General features: G+C 61.4%; 18 protein-coding genes, 1 tRNA gene and 1 pseudogene. 2 read left to right on the top strand and 18 right to left on the bottom strand.

The genetic code is table 11. The features are described from left to right. Window positions 1-82: 82 nt before the first annotated feature. The 3 genes from ACM0O9_RS14855 to ACM0O9_RS14865 form a co-directional block, all read right to left on the bottom strand. Window positions 83-1,807, bottom strand: coding sequence for a peptidoglycan-binding protein (locus tag ACM0O9_RS14855; protein WP_065179378.1), 1,725 nt, complete (start codon window positions 1,805-1,807; stop codon window positions 83-85). 122 nt (window positions 1,808-1,929) lie between these two features. Beyond that, window positions 1,930-2,502, bottom strand: coding sequence for a hypothetical protein (locus ACM0O9_RS14860; RefSeq protein ID WP_227836791.1), 573 nt, complete (start codon window positions 2,500-2,502; stop codon window positions 1,930-1,932). 52 nt (window positions 2,503-2,554) lie between these two features. After that, entirely contained in the window at window positions 2,555-3,079 is a 525-nt protein-coding gene (locus ACM0O9_RS14865) for a hypothetical protein (RefSeq protein WP_005420058.1), read from the bottom strand. A 205-nt stretch (window positions 3,080-3,284) separates the two neighbouring features. Between ACM0O9_RS14865 and ACM0O9_RS14870 the strand changes: the two genes are divergently transcribed. Further along, window positions 3,285-3,911 carry a YiiX/YebB-like N1pC/P60 family cysteine hydrolase gene (locus ACM0O9_RS14870; protein ID WP_065186583.1) on the top strand — a complete coding sequence of 209 codons (627 nt, stop codon included), beginning with the start codon at window positions 3,285-3,287 and terminating at the stop codon, window positions 3,909-3,911. A gap of 54 nt (window positions 3,912-3,965) precedes the next feature. Here the strand turns inward: ACM0O9_RS14870 and ACM0O9_RS14875 are convergent, their stop codons facing one another. The 3 genes from ACM0O9_RS14875 to ubiA form a co-directional block, all read right to left on the bottom strand. Further along, entirely contained in the window at window positions 3,966-4,139 is a 174-nt protein-coding gene (locus ACM0O9_RS14875) for a hypothetical protein (RefSeq protein WP_167345307.1), read from the bottom strand. 272 nt (window positions 4,140-4,411) lie between these two features. Next, on the bottom strand, window positions 4,412-5,836 hold the full coding sequence (locus tag ACM0O9_RS14880; RefSeq protein WP_170944951.1) for a short-chain fatty acid transporter: 1,425 nt from the start codon (window positions 5,834-5,836) through the stop codon (window positions 4,412-4,414). A gap of 161 nt (window positions 5,837-5,997) precedes the next feature. Next, on the bottom strand, window positions 5,998-6,891 hold the full coding sequence (gene ubiA, locus ACM0O9_RS14885) for a 4-hydroxybenzoate octaprenyltransferase (protein ID WP_005411493.1): 894 nt from the start codon (window positions 6,889-6,891) through the stop codon (window positions 5,998-6,000). 149 nt (window positions 6,892-7,040) lie between these two features. Here ubiA and ACM0O9_RS14890 point away from each other — a divergent pair. After that, window positions 7,041-7,117 (top strand) — tRNA-Arg (locus ACM0O9_RS14890). A 39-nt stretch (window positions 7,118-7,156) separates the two neighbouring features. On the opposite strand, the gene ACM0O9_RS14895 is transcribed toward ACM0O9_RS14890, so the two are convergent. From ACM0O9_RS14895 to ACM0O9_RS14950, 12 genes and pseudogenes are all read right to left on the bottom strand, one after another. After that, window positions 7,157-7,606, bottom strand: coding sequence for an adhesin (locus ACM0O9_RS14895; protein WP_138953515.1), 450 nt, complete (start codon window positions 7,604-7,606; stop codon window positions 7,157-7,159). Beyond that, window positions 7,603-8,037, bottom strand: coding sequence for a hypothetical protein (locus ACM0O9_RS14900; protein WP_005420072.1), 435 nt, complete (start codon window positions 8,035-8,037; stop codon window positions 7,603-7,605). Before ACM0O9_RS14900 ends, ACM0O9_RS14895 begins: the two co-directional genes overlap by 4 nt. A gap of 88 nt (window positions 8,038-8,125) precedes the next feature. After that, entirely contained in the window at window positions 8,126-8,392 is a 267-nt protein-coding gene (locus tag ACM0O9_RS14905; protein WP_414603671.1) for a hypothetical protein, read from the bottom strand. 205 nt (window positions 8,393-8,597) lie between these two features. After that, entirely contained in the window at window positions 8,598-8,891 is a 294-nt protein-coding gene (locus ACM0O9_RS14910) for a hypothetical protein (RefSeq protein WP_005420077.1), read from the bottom strand. Between the two features lie 802 nt (window positions 8,892-9,693). Beyond that, window positions 9,694-10,071 carry a hypothetical protein gene (locus ACM0O9_RS14915; protein WP_139727915.1) on the bottom strand — a complete coding sequence of 126 codons (378 nt, stop codon included), beginning with the start codon at window positions 10,069-10,071 and terminating at the stop codon, window positions 9,694-9,696. A 547-nt stretch (window positions 10,072-10,618) separates the two neighbouring features. Then, a complete protein-coding gene (locus ACM0O9_RS14920) occupies window positions 10,619-10,897 on the bottom strand; it encodes a hypothetical protein (protein ID WP_414603670.1) in 279 nt (92 codons plus the stop codon). A gap of 148 nt (window positions 10,898-11,045) precedes the next feature. Continuing rightward, on the bottom strand, window positions 11,046-11,411 hold the full coding sequence (locus tag ACM0O9_RS14925) for a hypothetical protein (protein WP_146256746.1): 366 nt from the start codon (window positions 11,409-11,411) through the stop codon (window positions 11,046-11,048). A gap of 1,244 nt (window positions 11,412-12,655) precedes the next feature. Then, the gene (locus ACM0O9_RS14930) at window positions 12,656-13,114 is read right to left on the bottom strand and encodes a hypothetical protein (RefSeq protein ID WP_414603669.1); all 459 of its coding nucleotides are present in this window, start codon (window positions 13,112-13,114) and stop codon (window positions 12,656-12,658) included. Between the two features lie 1,000 nt (window positions 13,115-14,114). Beyond that, window positions 14,115-14,474, bottom strand: coding sequence for a DUF6869 domain-containing protein (locus ACM0O9_RS14935; protein ID WP_139727927.1), 360 nt, complete (start codon window positions 14,472-14,474; stop codon window positions 14,115-14,117). A 529-nt stretch (window positions 14,475-15,003) separates the two neighbouring features. Continuing rightward, window positions 15,004-16,119, bottom strand: a pseudogene (locus ACM0O9_RS14940) (RHS repeat-associated core domain-containing protein); the annotation flags it as partial. Window positions 16,120-16,467: 348 nt separating this feature from the next. Continuing rightward, on the bottom strand, window positions 16,468-21,105 hold the full coding sequence (locus tag ACM0O9_RS14945) for an RHS repeat-associated core domain-containing protein (RefSeq protein WP_139727929.1): 4,638 nt from the start codon (window positions 21,103-21,105) through the stop codon (window positions 16,468-16,470). Between the two features lie 314 nt (window positions 21,106-21,419). Further along, complete coding sequence (locus ACM0O9_RS14950; protein WP_139727931.1) at window positions 21,420-22,775, bottom strand: Gfo/Idh/MocA family protein; 1,356 nt, start codon at window positions 22,773-22,775, stop codon at window positions 21,420-21,422. Between the last annotated feature and the right edge of the window lie 59 nt (window positions 22,776-22,834).

The raw sequence follows: 22,834 nt of genomic DNA on the forward strand, positions 1-22,834 counted from the left end.
ATGTCCTTGCCCCATGAACGGAAAAGCCGGCCGGATTACTCCGGCCGGCCTCCTTTACCACACACCTCTTCACACGCAGCGGTCAACGGCCCATGGCCACCCGCTGCTGCTCGTCCTGCACGTGTTGCTGCGAAGGCTCGTGCTTGGCCAGCATTGCAGCGCTGGTCTCCTGCAGGCTCGGTGCCGTCTGGGTCATGTCCACCGCAGTACGGAAGCCGGGAACGGTGCCCACGACGAAGGCCTTGCCATCCTGCACGGTGACCCCCTGCAGCTTTTCCGGCGAATCGATGCCCGCGGCCTTGGCCTGGGCGGTCACATGCGCGCTCATCTCGTTGCAGATCATGCCCGGCATGTGGCCGCGGATCGCATTGTGCAGCGGCGTATCCGGATGCGCCTTGTCGCCCAGTTGCGGCCCCTTCGGCGCCGCCTCGGCATGGCTGCGGCCTTCGGCCAGCTTGCCCAGCGTCGCCGGACCCGCCACGCCATCGGCGGAGAGCCCGTGCTGCTTCTGGTAGGCGATCAGTGCGTCCCTGGTATTGGCACCGAACTTGCCGTCCTCGCTCAGCGGGTTGCCTTGGCCGTCGCGCACGCCCAGGCGGTTGAGTTCCTTCTGCAGCGCAGTCACTTCCTCGCCCTTGGCCCCCTGGCGCAGCACACCGTTGTGGTCGGCGTCATGCGAATGGCCACCCTTGCCGGTTTCCTTCAGCTTGCCGTGGTCCCAGAAGTCCTGCGGGCTGAGCAGCTTGCCGTGCGGATCCTTCAACTGGTAATGCACGTGCTGGGCATACTGACCCGCACCGCCCGGGCCACGCCCGCCCATGGTGCCGATCGGCTCGCCCGCCTTGATCGGCTGGCCTTCCTTCACCTGGGTCGACTGCAGGTGCAGGATCTCGTGCGAGTTGCCCTGTGCATCCCTGATCTTCACCGTACCGTAGTCGCCACCGACGAACGTCACCGTTCCGGAGATCGGCGCGTTGACGGTCGGGTGCTGCAGATTACGGCCGTGCTGGCCGCCAACATAGTTGAAGTCGGTGCCACCGTGCGGCTTGTGCGCGCGGTGTTCGCCGAATTCACCGGTAATGTGCGGCTTGACCCCGTTCTGCGGGGGCAGCATCACCTGCATCGTCTGCTCGAAGGTGCGGGTCTGGCCTTCGGCATGCGCCGCTGCCGGCTTGGCCTGCGCGTGCGTGGCCGCAGCTACGGCGGGGGCCGCGTGGCTGCCCTGGGACTGGCCGTGGGTCAGTCCCAGGCGCTGCTCCACGAACCGCTCGTACTTGTCCACGTACGGCATCACCTTCTTTTCAGACAGGGCGAGGCCGCCGTAATCGCGGGTCGGGCCGTCGTGATGGTACTTGTAGATGTACTCCTCACCCTGGCCGCGCTTGTGCGCCAGCGTGCGGTTATCGATGTAATGGTCAACCAGTGCATCGGACTGTGCGCCGACGTCGAAGCGGTTGCGGTTGTTGAGGTGGTAGTGGTTGCCGGTCTTGTCGATGAACTGGCCCAGGCCCGAGGCCGAGGTGGTGCCAGCGGCGGCATCGGGGTTGAAACCCGATTCAACGCGGGCGATGGCCAGTACGTGCGCCGTTTCGCGTGGGGTCAGTCCCTTCTCGCGCGCCGACTCGATGATCGTGTCGATCACCCGTGACTGTACTTCCGGGGTCGCATCGCCCCACCGGCGGGAGTTGCCATGCAGGCGGCCGTCGCTCTGGTCGATCGGCTCGCGGTAGTGGCTCCACGATTTGATGCGGTCACTGCTGTAGGCCGCCCCGCGGGGCTGGACCATGTCCTGGTAGATGTCTGCCATGTCTGTGCTATCCATTCTATGAAAAAGGGAATTTCCTTAAGGGGTACTGCTCCTGGTACTTCTGGTACTGCGGTACTGCAGTGCTGCGTTCACAGCGCGCGTGCGACGTCCTGCCGCTGCGCTCAGTCTTCGATGTAGTTCACCTCCGGGTGCTTGATGCCGAGCGAGTCGATCAACTTCTCGTACTCGTCGTTGTTGGGCTCCTGCTCTTCGCCTTCCGCGCCGCGCAGCGGCGGTGTGCTGTGGGTCAACTGGCGGCCACTGGCGTCGTACAGGTAGTACCACTCGCAGAAGCTGCAGCCGAACGGCAGTTCACCGTACTGCACGACGAAGTACGGCGTACCGCTGCGGTCCTGCACGCAGGCCAGGCCAACGGCGGTATAGCCGTCCATCTCCTTGGGCGCAGCAATGGCCTGGCGTGCGCCGTCCTTTTCAATTTCCAGCGTGGTCAGCCGGGAAGCGTCCGTGTCTTGGGTGGGCTGGGCCGCCAGGTGCAGGCGGGTGCCTTGGCAATCGATATGCATGCCGGTCTCGTCGCGCGTAAGAGAGGTGGAATGGTCCGCAACGGCAGCCGCAGGTGCGGCCGGCGTCGCTGCCGGGTCAGTGGAAGCAGGGGCCGCCGGTGCAGCCGCCTCAGGGCCGCTGCAGGCAGCAAGCATCAGGGCCAGTACGGGGGCAACGGGAGACAGACGCATGCGGGGCTCCTTGGGTGAATCACACGACCGCTCGCAGGCGGTTGCTCAGGGGTCAGATCGATTCGTCCTCACGCTTGACCAGTTGCCAGCACGGCTTCTGGGCAAAGGTGTAGATCTGCTGGTCGCTGGTATCGGGAGTGCGCATCTGCACCTGTACCTGGCCATCGGGCAGGCGGGTGACCTGCATCTCGCGGCCCTGGCGCTGCAGCGTGGCCGGGTCCGGCATCACCGGCCATTCGACCTTGGCAAGCGGCACCTTCTCCTCCACCTTGCGTGGCTCCGGCTCGGCTTCGCTGTCGATGTGGCTGTCCAGCAGCGGATCGGCAGTGGACGTTTCCTGCAGCGCGATCTCGTTGCCGAAATGCTTGAGGAAGTCGTCGAAGACCGGATGGGGGCAGCTGGCAGAAGCCTCTGCCGGGGCCGCGGCAACCGGCGTGGCCGGCGTCGTGGCGGTGGCCGTGCTGGTCGGAGCCGGTACGGCGGCGTCAGCGGGGGCTGCCTGGGGCGCAGGCTTGCAGCCGGACAGCGCAAGCCCCAGGGCAAGCGCAAGCAGGGCAACGGGGCGGAGCTGGTTCACGGGATCCTCCTGATTCCGGGCGGTCGCGCGCGGTTCCGGCGCGGTAGGGAGGCAAGGATAGCCATGCCTCGGTCAATTCAGTTTCAACATCCGCTGTCAGGAATATCCCGACATGCCGAATTGTGACTAATATCACACTAATACTGAAATCAACGTCATCGCAGCAGCCGTTAGACTACGCCGCACACGCTTCGACCCTGGCCCCATGCGCGCATTCCTGCTTGCCCTCTCCCTGCTGCTGCCAACGCTGTGGCCTGGTGGTGCGGCCGCGCTGGAGGTCCGGGAAGGCGATCTGCTGTTCGTCACCGCCGGCCATGCCGGCCTGAGCGCGGCCATCGACGATGCCACCGGCAAGCAGGGCGCACCCAGCTTCGATCACGTGGCCCTGGTCGCTGCGGCGCCAGACGGCTGGGAGGTACTGCATGCGGATGAGAAAGGCTCGCGCCGGCAGACGCTGGATCAGTTCCGCGAGGACGCCCGAGGCAAGCAGCGGCAGGTCGTGGTCTATCGGCTGCGCGCATCGCAGCAGGCTGCCATCAAGGATGCGATCGCGACCGCACGCATGATGCTGGGTAAGCCCTACAACACGTCGTATGTGTTGAATGAGGACAGCTACTACTGTTCGGATTTCATCGAACGTGCGTTCCGTGCGCACCATGTGTTCGCACTGCAGCCGATGAACTTCCGCAACCCGAAGACCGGGCAGATCGCACGGCACTGGGTCGATCTCTACCGCGCCATGGGCATGGAGGTGCCGCAGGATCAGCCGGGCACCAACCCGAACGACATGTCAGCAGCGCCGGTGCTGCAACGCATTGGCGTGCTGGAATAAGCGAAGCCCCGCACTGGGCGGGGCTTCGCGCATCACAGGAAGTGGGTACCGAAGTCACTCCTCCTCGTCCTGCCCACCCTGTTGCTGGTTGCGCTGGTTGCGCTGCTGCTGTTCCTGCTGCTGTTGCTGCTGCTGGTCGCGGCCACGCCCCTGCTGCTGATCCTGCTGATCCTGCTGGTTCTGCTGGCCCTGCTGCTTCTGGTTCGGGTTCTGGTTCTGCTGTGCCATGTCCGATCTCCAAAGCCACACGCGGAATGCGGTGGACGGGGCCATCGTCTGCAGCGAAGAGTTAATCGCGCGTTGGTGGGCGGCTACATTGGTGTGTACGCGCGTGAATGAACGGGCAAAGCCCCTTGCGGCACAAGCCGATGAAGGATTCATATGGGTTCGGCATGTGCTCATGCCGTCAGCGCGACTGCGCGCATTCATGGCGTGCTCTGCTGGAAACACGCGCTGAACGGAGCTGGCGTCCTGCTCGCGCACGGACGCCAGCCCTGCACTCACGGCATCACCGGCGGCACATACGCCAGGGTCATGCCCAGCAGCCACAACAGGCCCAGCACCAGCGGGATGTGCACCAGCAACTGGATGAAGGTGAAGCCCACGATGTCGCGTGCCTTCAGCCCCAGCACGCCCAGCAATGGCAGCATCCAGAACGGGTTGATCAGGTTCGGCAGCGCTTCGGCCGCGTTGTAGACCTGCACTGCCCAGCCCAGGTGCGCCTTCAGCTCGTTGGCGGCCTGCATCACGTACGGCGCCTCGATGATCCACTTGCCGCCACCGGACGGCACGAAGAAGCCCAGCACCGCCGAGTAGATGCCCATCACCAGCGCGAAGCTATCGGTGCTGGCCACGTGCACGAACAGGCTCGACAGCCGGTGCGCCAGGGTCTGCCCGTCACCACCGGCGGCGTGGGTGAGGATCATCGCGATACCGCCGTACAGCGGGAACTGGATCAGCACGCCGGTGGTGCTCGGCACCGCCTTGGCCACAGCGTTGAGGAAGCTGCGCGGGCGCCAGTGCAGCAGCAGGCCCAGCGAAATGAAAAGGAAGTTGTAGGTGTTGAGGTTGGCGATGGCAGTGACCACCGGCTTGTTGGCGAACTCGTTGAACAGCCAGCCGAACGCCAGCAGCGAGAGCAGCACGGTCAGCAGCGGGCTGTATTCCAGCCATTCGCCCGGGCGCGTGCGTCGCTGCAGCGGTTCCGGCTCGGCCTGCGCAGCGCCGGGAAATTCCTCAGCGGTACGCGCACTGCCGGCTGCAGGCGCGGTCAGCCAGGCGATCAGCAGCGAGACAAGGATCAGCACTGCGGTCAGGGCGATCGACTGCCACAGAAAGATGGTTTCGGTGAACGGCAATACGCCGGTGATCTCCACCAGCCCCGGCGGCATGCTGGCCGGGTTGGCCTGCAACTGTGCGGCCGACGAGCTCAGCCCCATCGCCCACACTGCGCCCAGGCCGAGATAGGCCGACGCACCGGCGGCGCGGTAGTCCATGCGCAGTTCGGTGCGACGGGCCAGCGCGCGGACCAGCAGGCCACCGAACACCAGCGAGAAGCCCCAGCTGAGCAGCGAGGCGAGCATGCTGACCAGGCCCACGTACACCACCGCACCGCGACCGGTGCGCGGCACCCGGGCCAGGAAGTCGATGAAGCGTGCGACCACCGGCGCGGTCGCCACGGCGTAGCCGCCGATGACCACAAAGGCCATCTGCATGGTGAAGGGGATCAGGCTCCAGAAGCCGTCACCAAAGGCGCTGGCGGTGGCCTGAGGGGTCGAACCGAAGCCCATCGCGGCCAGCGCGACAATGACCACGCCCAGCACCGCGAACACATACGCATCGGGGAACCACTTTTCCGCCCAGGCGGCCGAGCGCAGCGCTGCGCGCGCCATCCAGCCGTCCTGTACTGCTGCCGTCGAGGCCATCGCCTACCCTCCCAGGTTCGATGGACCGATTCTGGGCGGTGGGGTGTGGGCTGTCTGCCACCTATTGGTCGTAGGTGGCGGTAGTGCCGGCCGCTGGCCGGCAAACTCGGGATCGCGCACGGGTGCAGCCGGCCAGCGGCCGGCTCTACCAACCCCTGGGGTCAGCGCAGCGCCAGGTCCACGGCGATACCGGCAAACAGCGCGGCGCCGACCCAGTTGTTGTGCAGGAACGCCTTGAAACACGGGCCGCGCTCGCGGTTGCGGCAGATCCAGAATTCGTACACCACCAGCGCGGTGGCCACGGCCACGCCGGCCAGGTAGTAGCCACCCAGCCCGCCGCGCACGCCAACCAGCGCCATGGTGGCCAGGAACAGCGCGTACAGCACGCCCTGGATGACCAGATCGAGATCACCGAACAGGATCGCGGTGGAGTGCGAGCCCATCTTCAGGTCGTCCTCGCGGTCGACCATGGCATACCAGGTGTCGTAGGCGGTCGACCACAGGATGTTGCCGGCATACAGCAGCCAGCCCAGCATCGGCACCTCGCCCTGCACGGCGGCGAACGCCATCGGGATGCCCCAGCCGAACGACATGCCCAGGTAGACCTGCGGCAGATGGGTGTAGCGCTTCAGGTACGGATAGCTGGCGGCCAGGAACACGCCGATGAAGCTCAGGCCGATGGTCAGCCCGTTCAGGGTCAGCACCAGGCCGAAGGCCACCAGCATCAGTACGGCGAACAGCGCCAGCGCTGCGCGACCGCTGATCGCGCCGGTGGCCAGCGGCCGCGCCTTGGTGCGCTCCACATGCGGGTCGAGCCAGCGGTCAGCGTAGTCGTTGATGACGCAACCGGCCGAGCGGGTCAGCCACACGCCGGCGGTGAACACGAACAGCGTCCACAGCGGCGGCAGGCCGCCGGCAGCCAGCCATAACGCCCACCACGTGGGCCACAGCAGCAGCAACGTGCCGATCGGGCGATCAGCGCGCATCAGACTCCAGTAATGCCGCCAACGCGGCGTCGCCGGCGACTGCGGCGAAGTGAGGGGGGTATCAGCCATGGCGATAGGATACTCCTGCCCCTCTGGCAGGGCTTTGCCGGTGGGGGGAGATTTGTTCGACGAAACTGGATAGAATGCCGGTCCCGCACCGCCTCATGGCGCTGCGATGCCCGCCCCGGCACTGGCCGACGGCGCGGCGGTTCTACAACGCGCCCGTAGCTCAGCCGGATAGAGTAGTGGCTTCCGAAGCCATTGGTCGGGGGTTCGAATCCCTCCGGGCGCGCCATTTTTCCTTCGTTGCCTGGCCGGCGCGCCGCCAGAAATGTCAGGGAATGAACGTTGCCGAGCGATGCTCGCAACCGGCAGCGTCCTGTACCACGATGGAGTAATTCGCGCCCGCGCTGGATGCGCCGGGCAGGAACAGGCCATCACCATCGAACAGAACGCTCTGCTGTTCATCCTGCCCGATCGACAGCCCGATCGCTCCCGGTGTGATTTCCTCAAGGATCACGTTGTAAGGCCGCCAGGCATCCTCGCCTGTGCGCCTCATCTCTGCGCGAGCGGTCCTTGAGTTCAACCTGCGTCTCTCATCCACCCACAGCTGAAGCGGCTGATCAGCGTTGTGGGTGACCTGGAAGCGCCCGTAGGTCAGTCCGTCGACTCTCTCGGTGCCGACGTAGGTGAAATGGGCCGGCGGACACTTCGTGGTGCGGTTCGGATGCGCCGCACAGGATGTCAGTGCAACCACGAGGCAAAAGGCGTTCAGGTGCTTCATGGCTTCGAGGCCTGACGTGGGTGGTTGTCGCGGCGGTGTTCGGCAGTGAGGGCAACCAGCACTACGCCCCAGAGCGGCGTGAGCAGCACGACGCTCATCACCGTCAGCGAAACCGGTACCTGCCAGAGCAGCGATGGGCTGAATCCGCTGAATCTATAGGCTTCCAGTACAAGCACCACGACCTGGGCCAGAAGGCCCGCGAGCAGCCCCAAGCCAGCCCCCTTGGCAAGCCGCCTGATCGTAAGGCGGCCCGCGGCGGGAACCCGTGCGCAGATTCCCAGCAACAAAAGGCTGACGGCATACAGCCAGAAGAAAACCTGATGTGAGTCGAAGGCGTAAAGCGCCCTGCCCACAAAGTGCAGGAACAGCCAGAGTGCTCCACACGACACCGCGTAGGCCAGCCCGTACCGAAGAATCTGCCTGGCTTTCATCTTGTACCTCTCCGAGGGCGTGCAGCCCGATCGCGTTCTTTTGTGGAGGAGTGCGGGAGCTCATGCACCTTGCCTCCCGCTTGGCACCCTACTCGCGCAAGGCATCGCGCAGCGCTCGAGAGTACCTGCCTGCCTCCAGCGTTCGCAGCTGGGCCAGTGGAATCCGATACCTCCTGAACAGTGCGGCCAGTTCCAAGACCTCCCCCTCCAGAACCGCATCTGGATCCAGGGGGAGATAGATGACATCCCCTCTGCCGACCACATTACCGATGCAGCCGATTCGACCAATCCACTCGAAGAAGAACCGTTCATCCTGTTGAGAAAAGAAAATTACCTTTTTCGCTTCAAGCTCCATGGTAAATCACCGTCCATTCAACCAAGTCATTTGAATGACGCGCCCCATTCCAGCCTTTGCGCTGATTACTCTGGAGCGGCGACAACGAACAGAGCTGTCAGCGCGCTGCAGAACATCCTGCGAAGACACGGGTGGGCTTCTTCTTCAAGCTCAAAGCGATCACGCGGCGCATGGGATGCTCCGGCACGTGCACGCCTATCTGCAATCACACTTCTTCACTCATCCTCCCCCCTATCTCGTAGGGGAGGCAGGCCAAAGCAGATAGATGATAGGCCAGTGGCTCCTGCTGCCCCGACGCTACTCTTTGAATATCAGAGTAGTCATCGAAAAGACTTCCAACTTCAAGCTCCACCCGCTCACCGCCCATGGAGTGGCGTTCCGACCATGGCACCACGCGGTAGAACACGTCCTCCACTTCAATCTCTTGCAAGCCCCTGGAGCGCAGCGCGTCGAACAATATTGATGAGACCTTTTCCAAGGTGTCCAAATTCATCTTCATACTAGACGCCAAATTCGAATTTCATAAGGCCAGGGTGGCACTGAAAAGAAGATTGCGACTGCCGGCCCAAAGCGGGTATCTGCGCCCCCACGCTAGAAGGATACGGAGAAGATATGGGAATCACCACCTGCATATTTCCCGCGCCCTGCCGAGAACGGCCGCACTTGCCCGTCCGACTTCGAGCTTCCGTATCAATCCAGCACATTCAGGCCGATCCCCGGTTTTCACTCCATAGATCACGGGCTCACCGTTCCTATCTACTCCATCCAAATAGAGCACTGCGCAGTCACCAGCGATTGTTCCAATGCGCACCGCACGAACCTTCTCGATACTGGCATCTGGACCGGCTGCACCCTCGCACATCCCACCGTAGTACGCACTACTCAGCTCAGCGTAGATGGGTTTCAGCTGCAGCTCCCCTAACCGGTCATTCTCGCATCCGCTCAGGGCGAGCACGCAGACGGACGCGAAAGACAAAGCGCGTAGGAAGAAGCCTTTGGCATCGAGAGAACTCCTGAGCAACCCCGATTTCATTTGACTGCTTTCCATTAGCTCCCCAGAACAATCTGCTCGAACGCATTGGTCGCGCTGCACCGATCTCCCTTGCGGTTGCCGAGCGCGCCATTGGTCGCACACTGGCGTCATCCGCCAGGCAGTAGGCGGAGCTCGACGCTTCAGCGCACTATAGCGCCGCCGAGCATCGGCCGAATACGTTGGCGGGCTTCTCCCGAAGACTCACGGCAGCCACCCGTTGCTTCTGCTCACCGCAGCCCCCCATCACCCCGTACATGATGAGAAGTCCCTAGTCGTTGACGTAGCCGATGAACTTGCCCCTACCTTCATCCGAAGCGGCCCTGACGAGATAGACGCTCTCCCCGGGCGCTGGCTTCAGGTCACTCAACGGCATTGGACCGATCTTCCCTTCAACCTCTGATGCCGATACCACGACCAGCGAATGCTCCAACATCCACTTCGCAATGGCTGCTTCACTATCAGGATCAAGTATGGAAACGCGGTCAAGCGGTAGAGTCGTTGAATTGCCAGGGAAAATTGCACCGGACGAAACATCTACCCAGTCCGACTTCCATTCCGTATGTTGAAACTGGTGAATGCTGCAGCCCCCTAGCATTGGCAAGAGCAGCACCGCTGCACGCAAGATGCCAGCCTTCGGCATGGACATGAGAGCCCCAGAAAGGGCCGGCCAAATGTTAGTTACCATCTGCAACCCGTTCTGCAAAACGATTCAGGGACTGCACCTCGCGCCCAAGATGGTATGTCATTTCTTGACTTCCCTATCATGGGCTGGCACTTGGCGTGTCGCTACGCTGCTCCGGATTTGCGGCAGCGTGCGCAGTCGAAGCACCTGGCCTGCGCGCATTGTAATCGGCATCCCGGCAGGCGCGCACGATCGGACTTCGTGCGTGCCTGATCACGCCCGGGAACCAGCACAGCACCAGCACTACCAGACAGATCGTTCCCAGCCGTACCCATTCACCCGCGACACTGGCCCCGATCAGCGGCAATGCCGCCACCAGGATGACGACCTGTGTGTACAGAAGATAGAGCGTGTACGTGCCCAACCGCGGGTCTGAACGAAGCTCGACGCGACACCTCCGGCAGGACATCTTTGCTTGACGCCTCCCAGCAAATCTCAGGGGAAAGCGCTGCCCGCTAGCGCCACAAAGTGGACAGATGAAGGTCATCAGGCGCATCGGTAAAACCTCTTTTCAGAAGTTTCCATCAGCAGGTTCCATCTGCGGCGTCGACCATACGCACCACATCATCAAAGCTCTTGCCAGCGGCGTCAGATCAAGATCACCACGCACATCGATGTTGGTCACGAAGGGCATCAATGCGCTGAGGAGAGCCACATCGTTGTAATAGGCCACCACATGCAGGGGCGTGTCCTCATAGGCTCCTCGGGTCTCCGGACAAGTCAGCGCCGCATCGCCGAAGTCAGTGCCGACACCGAGCCGGGAAAGCAGTTCGCTGAGTACAGGATCCATGATGTTCATCGGGCTGCACGCACGGTAGAGCCGTTTGCGTTGGCCCGATGATGGTCCGTCCCACAATCCATCTCTCCGTCAGATCCCTGTCGACCTACAAGCCAAGCGGTGCGTGCGTCTTGGAGCGATGCGCTCGACAGATCAGGAATCATGACTTGACAGGAATCAACCGGCTATCCCAAGTGCCCTCTACTAGAAGTGCAATCTCTGCGCCGGCAGAAGCCTCAATGAAGACCAAGGTGTCACCGTCGACAATTTCCCTGGCAGCCACTGGATCTAGGCCAAGGAGGAAGCAACACCGCTTGAATTCAAAGGAATCATCCTTTCGATTGAAGACCTTGAGATCGAGCACGACATTCTGGCTAGAGAAACCATCAATGCTTGCTCTCCTGACTTGGCCAAAGACCAAATCATAGGATGCCCGCGAAGATTCATCGAACAGAGAAACAGTCACACCTGACACCGGATCAAGACGAATTCCAACCAGCTGGAAATCGTGAATAGTGATACCCATGCAATCACCTGTCGGAACCATACGTCGCGCGTGATGCTCCAGGCGCAGCCTACTGATTGGATTTCATTCCTTTAATCACAATTGCCATGAACATGCCGCAAATCAGGAGTGACCCCAGCGCCACAGGCAACATTACAAAATAATCACCCCTCTCAAGATGACCAATAGCATACACCTTCAATACAAGATAGGACGAGGACCTCAAAAAAACTAGCGCAAATAACAACAAACCAAGCCAATTCAGCATTTTCTTGCGCATATGCATATCACCTCCATTATATGCAACTGCACCCAGACCCACCCGAAACATCCTTCACCGCCTTCATGGCATCCAGCGCATCCTTGTCAGGGGCTACGCAGTGCAACAGTTCCGTGTGGCCTTAAGGTGACCGTTGAACGTCAAGCCGAATGACGACAGCTCTCCCGTCTTCGCGCCAACTGCCCCCCCCCGCCACCTCGGTATAGATGGACTCTCTTTCCTTTGCATCCTGAGCGGTTTGTATCACTGACACTCCATCGTACGCCGTTGCTCGACCATTCACCATTACCAGGAATCCGGGGATTGCAACTTCGGGCTGCGGAGACAAAACACCGGCAATGGTGACTCCTTTGCCATTCACAGCTTCCAAGCCTCCAAAGGCGAGGTCTGCCACACCGAACGTCACGCCCAAGTAGTCGACGCACTCACACGGGCACAGACCAGGTGGATCTACCAAATACAACGGGACGCCACCTGCGTACGGCCGGCACTACCCCGGCAGTTGTTCAGAGCATCCCCGGAAAGATCTATGGTGCCCTCCTTTGCCGAAGACGGAGCAGGCCGACAGACCCGATTTTCCACATGGCAAACGCTGTGCAAAGAGAGAGCGCGACAAACGCCAAACCCGCAAATCCGTAGTCTCGTCCACCATCAGAAATATCAACCAGCACAAAGGCAAGGAGCACTGAATTTACGGCAACTCCAAGGCAAGCAACCAGCCTGAGCGCCCAGAAGAACATGATGTAGTAAGCCAAAAAAAACGATTGTACTTTCTCATCTCAAGGACACCCGCATCCTTTTCCAGTCGGCGCAGCTATCTGACCAGGAACTGTGTAGCCAGATCCCGACATGACGCCAAACCCAACTCCAAGCAGTGGAGGGACCGAAAGGGATCCACCACCGACCTTATCTCGCCTCATATCTTCAAGTGAGAAAAGGCGGCGAAGCCACCCAATCTGCTCCACTCCAATCCACCCAGTGCCAACTATTCCTCCCTCAAGAATTTCCTCGGCCGAGCTCCAAGCCTGATGATTTTTCGCGCAGGACCAAGATAGATATCACCGAATACAAATGAGAATGCGACAGCTGTATAGAAAACAAGTAGTGCACCAGGAATGGGAATCGCGCGAACGAAGCTAGCGCATTCGAGATTGCGGGCGACAAGCCACCCAATCATCAGCATCTCGGCCAGGAGCGCCATTGCGAACGCGAAACGCACCCGCCCAACCTCAATCGACAGAATTCCCCTTCTCGCCAGTTCGAACTTGGAATATGCGAGCAACATCAGCAACGCGAAGAAAAGAGCAAACATAACTTCCGGTGAGTACCTGGCGACTGGACAGCGCATACTCAACATGGACGCGATCAGCGCGCAACAGATCCCCAGCGCTCCCGCCGCAGCTGCACCCTTCATGAACCTTATGAAAATCACTTCGCCGGACATTGGCATTTATTGTAGTTTGACCTGTAATTCACGATTGCTCCAAGGGGCCCCAGGATCTTCGACCCACCCCGCAAGAGATTGGCGTTCCCCGGATGCGCTGCAGCTCGATTAAGTCGACCATTGGCAACCGAGATGCGGTTGGCATCGTCGTAGGTGAACGTCTTGCTGCCGATGCTGGTGGTGTTGCCCGCTGCGTCATGGCTGCGCGCCTCGACATCCACCGCAGTCAGCTGATGGCTGGTTGCGGGATAGGGTGTAGCGGGGGCGCCGAGCCCCCGTGCATCCCTCAGCAGACGTCACCGCACCAAGGTGCCCTGCCATCACTGTGTCCTCCCAACCTTGCTGGGTACGCTCTGGCCCATATCCAACTAGGTAATTCACGCAGTGGCAGCTCCTGTTTCGCCACAGTCTCCAGCTTGGTGATCTCAGTTTCGCCTCGCTTAGTTAACTCTAGTCCGCGCTTCTCGCGGTTTCCGGGCAGGATGAGCTCCGGCCCACTGTTGATCTTAGCTCTCGTATTCCATCCCGCACATACCCTATGTGACCCAGATAGCAGACCTTCAGCACGTAACGAGTCTTATCCGGATAAACATATCCAACAACCGGAATCGGAGTAGTACTCGTACCAATTACGCCCCCGCCCTCTGCCGAATCATAAACTTCGATCACGCCCTCCGGCACAACTTCTCTACCCTTGTGTTCGCAAGAGGTGATAGTTAAGACTGAGCAGATAAGAAAAATTCCAGGAATAAATTTCATCACCTTTTCCCGCGTTGAATGGTTGAGTCATCAGACATCCACCAAAGCAGGGGGTTTATTGATTCCGGAAGAATCATGTTCACAGGCTGAAGCCCCTTGCCAATCTCCCGCATGCAATTCTGCAACGGCGTCCCGCAGTTATTATTTATTGCACTGTACTCCCCCTGCGGCCTCGCGGGACATGCCGATAGCGAAGCTGCCAAGCGTAGTCATAAGGCGTTCGAGCGTTACCCATGGCAGCCTAACCTGATGCAGCAGCAAGTTGTACCCGCCGCCATACCTCATCCGACATCGAGTTCTTCCACGTCTGAGCAAGGAGATCCCGAAGAGATGGGTCGTGCTTTGCCAAGCTTTCAACCCTCTCGATTTCGGTCTCGCCGTGGGCAACCAAGTAGTCCTCCAAAGGTCCGGCAGCAAGATTGGAAAGTAGATGCGCATCCACATCCATTCGCCTGACAGCCTCAATGAATTTCCAACCTTCGCCAGGATCTCGCTGGATGATGCCATCAACTTCATCCAGCACGCCTGTGAGCGGACCCCGCTCATTCGCATCGACTGCGAGCCGATTAAAGTTAACCCATGCTTCAGCGACTTTTTCCATGCACTCTTTATCAAGCATTGTCTAGATCTCAAATTGGTTGAGCCATAGTGGCCCATTGCCAAGCCTCATTGCTATAACCTGCACAGCGCTTTGCTGCAGATTCAGCAAGCAATCGCCTCAACTGTGCCTGCTTGTTTTGAAATTGCTGCACATGCCCATCTATTGACATACGACCGGTAGCCAGAAGCCCACGTCTATCCAGTTTAAGATCCCAGTATCGCTTTCTCAGCTCGACCACCAAAGAATCTATCTTTGCTATGAGACGATTACAGTCATCGTCGTCTTCTTTCTCGCACGCCTTGGATATGATGTTCCGCGTCAGAATTGACGCGGGACTTTGCGGATTTAAGACACTGCTTGAGTGAGTTAAGCTAAGGCTGTTCAGCGCATTTGTCGTTGCGGCAAGGCCAGAAGACACTTCCCCCCAAGAAGCGGGCGCAGCGAAGTTTGATTGATTGTCTCCTGTAGGAGCTTGGTTCGAATTCATCATAGCGCGAGAGCCTGCGTGCACGCCGCTGCGCATGACTTGCAGACCCTCTGCGTCACTATGTGAGCCCGGGGAACTTAGTGCGTAGCTGAAGGTACTTATTCCACCGGCCAACCCAATCGGATCACTCTGCGAATACCGCCCCACAGCCGGGTCGTACTCGCGTTGGTAGTTGTAGAACAACCCACTCGCATCCGTCTCCTGCTGGCCCGGGAAGCGCAGTGCCAGCTCGAACGCCACTCCATCGCCATCCGGGTCAGCACTCGGAATCTGGTTGCCGAACACCTCGCTCTTGTTGTTCCACTCCCAGATCGCCACATCGCGCACCGGATCGATCACCACGCGCGGTGTGCCCAGATGATCCGGCTGCACGTAGGCAAGTTCCGGCACGCCGGTGCCTGGCACATTGATCAGTGCTACCGGATAGTTGTCCAGCCAGATGGCCTGCTGCTGCGCCTGGCCCGTGGCCGAGTAGTTGCCTAGCCACCGCCCTGCCTCGTCGTACAGCGTGATCTGAGCCGCGCCACTGGCCGGGGTACGCAGCACGCGTTCACCGCGATGGTTGTAGCTGTAGCTTTCCAGTACAGCATCACCCTGCTTCACCGCGCTCATGCGGTTGGCATCGCTGTAGGTGAACGTCTTGCTGCCGATGCTGGTGGTGTTGCCCGCTGCGTCATGTTTGCGCGCTTCGCCGTCCACCGCAGTCAGGCGATGGCTGGTTGCGGGATACGTATAGCTGGCGGTGCCTGCCGAGGTGGTCAGCGCGGTGCGATTGCCGGTGGCGTCATAGGCATAGGTTTCGATCGGGGTGCCGGTCGTGCCGTCCTGGGTCTGAGTCAGGCGGCCCAGCGTGTCGTAGGCGTACTTGGCCAGCACCGTCGAGCCTGCGCCGTTCTTCAATTCGGTGATCGAACCGACCGGGTCGTAGCCATAGCCCAGCGAGAGGCCACCTGCGGCCGGGTCGTGCACCACTTGCGGGCGGTAGTCCAGATCCAGCGGACGCTGTAGCTGGCGGCCGTTGCCATAGGTCCAGCCGGTCGCCGGGCTGAAGGCCGCATGGGTCACGTTGTTCACCACGATCTGGCGCGCCTGGCCGGGCTGGGTCAGGCCGATCTGGCTGATGCGGCCCTGGGGTTCGCGCACGTAGCATGCTGTACTCGTCTTCCCACACGAAGTTCCGCCATTTCCTGCTCAGCAGCATGCGAAGAGAAGGAGCCTGCTCCGCCAGACTCTCCAACTCTGCAACTTCATTCTCGCCACACAAGATCAGCAATCCTCCAACTGTCCAGCCACACGATTGAAGAACGAAGATGCAGTTGCAGATGCATCCATCTGAGCCTTTGAAGCTGTCACTCTTCAGTGCTGCATTGGCTCGTCGAGTAGTTCCAACTCCCTCCATCATCTAAACAGGCATCGATAGCCATTTGCCCCCGAAACCAAAAAGCAAGAGCAATAATCACTACAATTGCACAGAGAAGTACAACGGTCTTTGACTGTTTTTTCATTTCAATAATTGTCCGGCAATCCATTCGGCCTGAATGGTGAACATACTTCAGAACATGACCCCTCGCCCGCGTTATTTCGGCCGAACAAATTGGCCCGTTGGTCTGCGGCCGACGCTGCAGATGAATCCCCCTTCACCCGCTGATCAAATATCTCCCGAGCATTGCTCATATTGCAAGCAGCCGCTTTGCCGCCTTGTCCGCGCTGAGCAGCCTCACAGTTTGCCTTGCAATGAAAGTACTTATCCTGGAGCTTCGTGTTAGCCAGCCTCATGTCGATGTAGTTTCTCACGAAATCCTGGACCCCCTGCCTGTACTCCGTTGGGTACCCGCTCGGAGGAGGGGGCGTTGCGCCGGAATACTTGTAGATGTACTCCAGATCTCTTGACTGAAGGCCAAGCGAATCCACGCTCATTAGCGGTCCACCGCCCGCATAGGTGAACGTGCTTATTCCCCCCATCAACCCAATCGGATCACTCTGCGAATACCGCCCCACCGCCGGGTCGTACTCGCGCTGGTAGTTGTAGAACAACCCACTCGAATCCGTCGCCTGCTGGCCGGGGAAGCGCAACGCCAGCTCGAACGCCACACCATCGCCATCGGGATCGGCACTCGGAATCTGGTTGCCGAACACCTCGCTCTTGTTGCTCCACTCCCAGATCGCGACATTCCGCACCGGATCGATCACCACGCGCGGCGTGCCCAGATGGTCCGGCTGGACATAGGCCAGCTCCGGCACGCCGGTGCCCGGCACGTTGATCAGCGCCACCGGGTAGTTGTCCAGCCAGATGGCCTGCTGCTGCGCCTGGCCCGTGGCCGAGTAGTTGCCCAGCCATTGCCCTGCTTCGTCGTACAGGGTGATCTGGGCAGCTCCACCGGACGGGCTGCGCAGCACGCGCTCGCCGCGATGGTTGTAACCGTAGCTTTCCAGCACGGCATCGCCCTGCTTCACCGCGTTCATGCGGTTGGCGTCGTTGTAGGTGAACGTCTTGCTGCCGATGCCGGTGGTGTTGCCCGCCACGTCATGGCTGCGTGCCTCGCCATCCACGGCAGTCAGCCGGTGGCTGGTTGCGGGATAGGTGTAGCTGGCGGTGCCTGCCGAGGTGGTCAGCGCGGTGCGATTGCCGGTGGCGTCATAGGCATAGGTTTCGATCGGCGTACCGGTCGCGCCGTCCTGGGTCTGGGTCAGGCGACCCAGCGCGTCGTAGGCGTACTTGGCGAGCACCGCCGAGCCTGCGCCGTTCTTCAGCTCGGTGATCGAGCCAACCGGGTCATAGCCATAGCCCAGTGACAGGCCACCTGCGGCCGGGTCGTGTACCGCCTGCGGGCGGTAATCCAGATCCAGCGGACGCTGCAGCTGGCGGCCGTTGCCGTAGGTCCAGCCGGTCGCCGGGCCGAAGGCCGCATAGGTCACGTTGTTCACCACGATCTGGCGTGCCTGGCCGGGCCGGGTCAGGCCGATCTGGCTGATGCGGCCCTGGATATCGCGCACGTAGTCGGCCACGCTGCCGTCGGGGTAGGTCAACGCGGTCAAGCGACCCGACTTACTGTAGGCATAGCGCAGGGTGGTGGCCACACCATTGACGGTCTGCACCTTGCGGGTGACCTGGCCGAAACGGTCATGGCAGTACTGGGTGCTGCCATTGGCGTGCAGCACCTGCCCCAGGCGGCCCTCGGCGAAGCGCTCGTCGGCGGCACAGGCGGCCGGTGCCACGTCATAGCTGTAGCCCACGTCCAGATTGGGGTCCGGATAGGCGATACCGATCAGGCGGTTGAGTGCATCGTAGTGATAGGTGGCGGTGACGCCGCGTGCATCGGTGGCCGTCTTGCGATTGCCGGCCGCGTCCACGGTGTAGCTGCTGGCGCCACTGTCCGGGCTGACCTGCCCGGTCAGATCACCGAAACCGTTGTAGGCGTAGGTGGTATGCAGGCCCTTCGGGTCGGTGACCTGGGTGACCTGGTCCAGCGCGTTGTACTGGCTGCGGATCTCCGCCGCGACGCCGCCGACGTCCTGCAGGGTCTGCGCCAGGCGGTTCAACGGATCGTACTGCTGGCTGGTCACGCGCTGCAGGGCATCGGTCACCGTCTGTGGGTTGCCGTTGGCATCGTAGGCAAAGCCGGTGGCGTGGTTGCCCGCATCCTTCAGCGCGGTCAGCTGGCCAAGCGTGTTGAACGTCCGCGCCAGGGTACGGCGCAGGGTGCCGCCTGCATCCAGCGTGTCTTCCTTGAGGCGGTTGCCGGCGTTGTCCAATACGTAGTGGATCGTGTTGCCGCTGTTGTCCGCAATATCGGTCAAGCGCTGGGCGGCGTCATAGACATAGGTGACACTGCTGCCGTCCGGCTCGGTGACCTGCTGCACCTGGCCGGTCGGCCAGTAGCTGATCTGGGTCACCCGGTCCTCGGCTGTGGTGGCACCGCGCACGGTGACCGAGGTCGGCCAGCCGCGCGCATGGTAGGTGTAATCGGTGACCACGCCGTTGGCATCCTTGACCGACAACGGCCGCCCGAACGCGTCGTAGGCCAAGGTCTCGACCGTCTGGCCCAGCGCATTGGTCACGCTGCGCAGGTCGCCCTTGCGATAACTGCAGGCACCACTGGTCGCGCATCCCGCGTCGTCCGCGGTGTAGTAGGCATAGGTGGAGACATCCGCCACATCACTGCGTGGGCCATCCACGCTACGCAGCAGTCCCACCAGCGGGCACTCCGGCCCTTCGGCCTCACAGTAGGTCTGCGTGGTGATGCGGGTATCACCGGTCACCCTGTCGCGCACGGTGATGGTGGTTGGCTGGAGGCGCGCATTGCGTGCGATGCGGATCTCACGGTTACCGATGGTCTGCTGCACCAGCCGATTGCTGTCCATGGCCACGCGCATTTCGCTGACGCGCTGGTCCGGAGTACCGGCCGCTTCGGTGGTGGTGGTCACGCTGACGGCGCCTGCGGCAGCATCACTGGCCTCGGCATAGGCGTAGCTGGTGACGACACCACGGCGATCGGTCACCGACTGCAGCCGACGCCGGAAATCGGTGCCCTCGGGCAGATAGGCGCGAGTGATGCTGCCGTTGCTTTCGGTGATGCTATTGACCTTGCGCGGAAGGCCACTGGTGCCGCTGGCGGTCAAGGCGTAGGTGCTCTGCTTGCCCAGTGCGTCGGTGACGATGGTGGTGCCTGCCGGCGTGTACTCCAGGCGCACGCCATCAATGCCCACGTCGGCTTGGCTGCAATCGCCGGAATGGCGGCTGCAGGTGACTCGCCCTTGCGTGTCATAGCCGTACCAGCTGTAGCGCTGGTTGTCTTCGGCGGTCACGCCGGTCAGGTAGCCCGGGAAGCGGGCGTCCTCATAGTGATAGGTACGGCTGGCACCGTCGGCATAGGTCGCGGTGATCAGTTCCCCGGCCGGAGAATAGGCGTAGCTCACCACAGGCTGGCCGGCGATCACCAGGGCCGAGATCAGTGAATCGTCGCCCGGCGCGAGGTACTGGACATCCACGCGCCGACCGGTTGAATGGGTGATGCTGAGCAGGCGGCCGCGGCTGTCGTGTGCATAGGTCAGCGAAGTACCGTCTTCGAGATCACGGCGCTGCATCAAGCCATCAGCATCAAAATAAATGCGCTCTCCGGCACGTGAAAGTTGCCAGTTGGTGCCCTGCTGGACCGCACGATCGCCGCTTCCGTCCATGGCTTCGTAGCTTGCCCCCACTTTCTGGAATGCGGTCTGCCCGCCATCGGCGCCGATCAGCCCAACTTTCAGTTCGGGGCTGGGAGGGAAGGTGGAATCGTCTACGCCTGCGGTAAGCCGCAGATTGTGGGAATGGGTCCAGCCCGTACCCAACGCGCCGCCCGCCGTGCTTGTCAGGGAGTGATAGTGGCGTTGGAAGCTCACCCATCCAAGGTTGAAATCCGGCTCAGGCTGGGATTTATCGCCAGTGGTCGGATCACACGGGTTACCAACAGGACACTGCTGCGGCGGCAGCGGCCCGCTTGTGTAGGAGAGCATGGGCGACATGTGCGGCTCGTCCTGCTGGACCAGGGAGCACATCTGCAGGGCCTCATTCCACGTCAGGGACGGTCGATTCGGACAAAGCGCCGTTCTGGCCCGGCGCACACGCTCCCACCCCACTATCGACGAGCATTCTTGAGTGCTCTGATGATAGAAGTTCAAGGTGTAATGGAAATCCTTCTCCTCGTTGGTGACGCTACCGTCGTCGCCCCTGCCAAGTCCAAGGAGCTCCACCCAAGGATCCTCCGTGAGTGAAGTCGCCGGGCACTGCGGGTCGCTGACGCGGGTAGCGAGGATCGCGCTACGAATCTGATCTTCGGATGAGTACTCCTGCCCTGAGTGGATGTAGACCCAGTCGGTAGTAACGATCTTCTCGGGTCTCACCCGGTAATCGTAGATGACCTTCTTTCCAAGGACGCGTTGGCGTTTGACATGCCAATCGAAGGGTTTGTCCTTTTCGTACTGGGAAAAGAGCGACTTGATGTCCTTCTGCACCGCCGCTTCGGTGGCTCGCGGCTGGCCCATCGACAGGTAGCTCTCCCACTTCTTCTGCACCTCCTGCGCCTGCGCAGCCCAAGGAGCCAAGCTCCCCAGCGCGATCATCGCCAGTGCGGCACACGAAATGGTCTTCAGTCGTTTCAACATCCCTGTTCTCCTTCCTGGACAAACACAGCACCGGCGGGAACGAGAACGTGGGGCGGTTGCCTCACCACGTCATGCTTCGGATCGTCCCTGGTCCGGAATGCGGTCTGACCGCATGGGGACGTTATCTCCGATGTCGTTTACACATTCAAGTCATAAAGTGTGGAGTGGGTCGGATTTCAGAGTTTTCTGATAAAGCGAGCGGCCGACCGAACAAGCAGCCGAGCGTGGGCTCGGCTCTACAAGGCGAATGCCTCCAGAAACAGAAACGCCGGGCATCGCCCGGCATTTCCGTCACAGCATGGAAGGGATGAATCTCAGTATTTACCGTCGAACGCGAAGATCGGCTTGCGCGTCTTCCACGCACCAGCAGTAAAGTCCGGGAACTCCAGCGTCTGGAAACCGTTGGCGATCGACTGCTCGCTCAACGGGGTGATCGCACTCCAGGTCACCGCGTCGTAGATGTCGATCGGCATCGGTGCCTTGGCTTTGAGCGCTTCAACAAATGCATGGATGACGAACCAGTCCATGCCGCCGTGGCCGGCGCCGGCGGCGGTGTCGGCATTCTGTTTCCACAGCGGGTGCTCGTACGCGTCCTGGTACTTCTTGAACTCTTCCCACTGGTGCGGCGGGCTGCGGCCTTCGATGTGGATCGAATGGTTCACGTCCATCCACAGGCCCTTGGTGCCCTGCACACGGAAGCCCATTGAATACGGGCGCGGCAGCGAGGTGTCGTGCTGCAGCAGGATGGTCTCGCCGTTCTCGCAGGCCAGCGTGGTGGTGACGATATCGCCGAGCTTGAACTTCACCTGGGTGCTGGGGTGGGTGGTGCCACCACTCTTGGCCACGGTGTATTCGTGCAGGCCGCGTGCCTTGGTCGCGAAGGCGTTGATGTGGGTGAAGCGGTTGCCACGGTTGATGCCGGTGTACATCGCACAGGGGCCGATGCCGTGGCTGGGGTACAGCTCACCATTGCGTTCCACCGAATGCTCGGTGCGCCAGCGGGCTTCGCTCCAGCCCTTGGGCCCGAACTCCACGCCGCTGTCGTAGGGCTGGTTGGGGTCGCCGGAATTGAACTTCACGCCGCGCAGGTCGTGCTGGTAGCCGGCCTGCAGATGCACCAGTTCGCCGAACAGGCCCTGGCGCACCATCTGCAACGCCGCCATCACGTCGCGGCGGTAGCAGACGTTCTCCAGCAGCATGTACGGGGTGCCGGTGCTCAGCTGGGTCTTCAGCACGTCCCAGTGGTCCTGCAGCGTGATGCCGGCCACCACTTCACAGCCCACGGCCACGCCGGCCTGCATCGCGGCAATCGCCATCGGTGCGTGGTACTCCCACGGCGTGGCGATGATCACGCCATCGATGCCCTTCTGTTCCAGCAGGCGCTTCCAGGCGTTGGTATCGCGGTCCTGGCCGTAGGTCTTCGGGGCCGGCTTGCCGGCCTTGGCCACCATGTCCATGGCACGGCCGAGCATGATCGGTTCGATGTCGCACAGCGCGACCACCTCGACATCGTCGCGGCGCACCAGCTCCTTCAGCAGCACAAGGCCACGCATGCCGGTACCGATCATGGCCAGGCGCACTTTGCGCCCGCGTGCCCATGCCGGGGTCTGCGGCAGCAGGCTGCTGGCGGCGACAGCGGCACTGGCCGCGATGAATTCCCTACGCTTCATGGCAAACATCTCTCCTCTTGGCAGCGTGCCGGCCGCAGCCGGCACGCCAGGTCAACCAA

The organism is Stenotrophomonas sp. FR012 (assembly GCF_047520565.2).
GTDB lineage: Bacteria > Pseudomonadota > Gammaproteobacteria > Xanthomonadales > Xanthomonadaceae > Stenotrophomonas > Stenotrophomonas sepilia.

What these genes read in the sequence shown, in the direction of transcription:
- ACM0O9_RS14855 (WP_065179378.1), bottom strand. Translation starts at nt 1,807, where the DNA reads ATGGCAGACATCTACCAGGACATGGTCCAGCCCCGCGGGGCGGCCTAC.
- ACM0O9_RS14860 (WP_227836791.1), bottom strand. Translation starts at nt 2,502, where the DNA reads ATGCGTCTGTCTCCCGTTGCCCCCGTACTGGCCCTGATGCTTGCTGCC.
- ACM0O9_RS14870 (WP_065186583.1), top strand. Translation starts at nt 3,285, where the DNA reads ATGCGCGCATTCCTGCTTGCCCTCTCCCTGCTGCTGCCAACGCTGTGG.
- ACM0O9_RS14875 (WP_167345307.1), bottom strand. Translation starts at nt 4,139, where the DNA reads ATGGCACAGCAGAACCAGAACCCGAACCAGAAGCAGCAGGGCCAGCAG.
- ACM0O9_RS14880 (WP_170944951.1), bottom strand. Translation starts at nt 5,836, where the DNA reads ATGGCCTCGACGGCAGCAGTACAGGACGGCTGGATGGCGCGCGCAGCG.
- ubiA (WP_005411493.1), bottom strand. Translation starts at nt 6,891, where the DNA reads ATGGCTGATACCCCCCTCACTTCGCCGCAGTCGCCGGCGACGCCGCGT.
- ACM0O9_RS14895 (WP_138953515.1), bottom strand. Translation starts at nt 7,606, where the DNA reads ATGAAGCACCTGAACGCCTTTTGCCTCGTGGTTGCACTGACATCCTGT.
- ACM0O9_RS14900 (WP_005420072.1), bottom strand. Translation starts at nt 8,037, where the DNA reads ATGAAAGCCAGGCAGATTCTTCGGTACGGGCTGGCCTACGCGGTGTCG.
- ACM0O9_RS14905 (WP_414603671.1), bottom strand. Translation starts at nt 8,392, where the DNA reads ATGGAGCTTGAAGCGAAAAAGGTAATTTTCTTTTCTCAACAGGATGAA.
- ACM0O9_RS14910 (WP_005420077.1), bottom strand. Translation starts at nt 8,891, where the DNA reads ATGAAGATGAATTTGGACACCTTGGAAAAGGTCTCATCAATATTGTTC.
- ACM0O9_RS14915 (WP_139727915.1), bottom strand. Translation starts at nt 10,071, where the DNA reads ATGTCCATGCCGAAGGCTGGCATCTTGCGTGCAGCGGTGCTGCTCTTG.
- ACM0O9_RS14920 (WP_414603670.1), bottom strand. Translation starts at nt 10,897, where the DNA reads ATGGATCCTGTACTCAGCGAACTGCTTTCCCGGCTCGGTGTCGGCACT.
- ACM0O9_RS14925 (WP_146256746.1), bottom strand. Translation starts at nt 11,411, where the DNA reads ATGGGTATCACTATTCACGATTTCCAGCTGGTTGGAATTCGTCTTGAT.
- ACM0O9_RS14930 (WP_414603669.1), bottom strand. Translation starts at nt 13,114, where the DNA reads ATGTCCGGCGAAGTGATTTTCATAAGGTTCATGAAGGGTGCAGCTGCG.
- ACM0O9_RS14935 (WP_139727927.1), bottom strand. Translation starts at nt 14,474, where the DNA reads ATGGAAAAAGTCGCTGAAGCATGGGTTAACTTTAATCGGCTCGCAGTC.
- ACM0O9_RS14945 (WP_139727929.1), bottom strand. Translation starts at nt 21,105, where the DNA reads ATGTTGAAACGACTGAAGACCATTTCGTGTGCCGCACTGGCGATGATC.
- ACM0O9_RS14950 (WP_139727931.1), bottom strand. Translation starts at nt 22,775, where the DNA reads ATGAAGCGTAGGGAATTCATCGCGGCCAGTGCCGCTGTCGCCGCCAGC.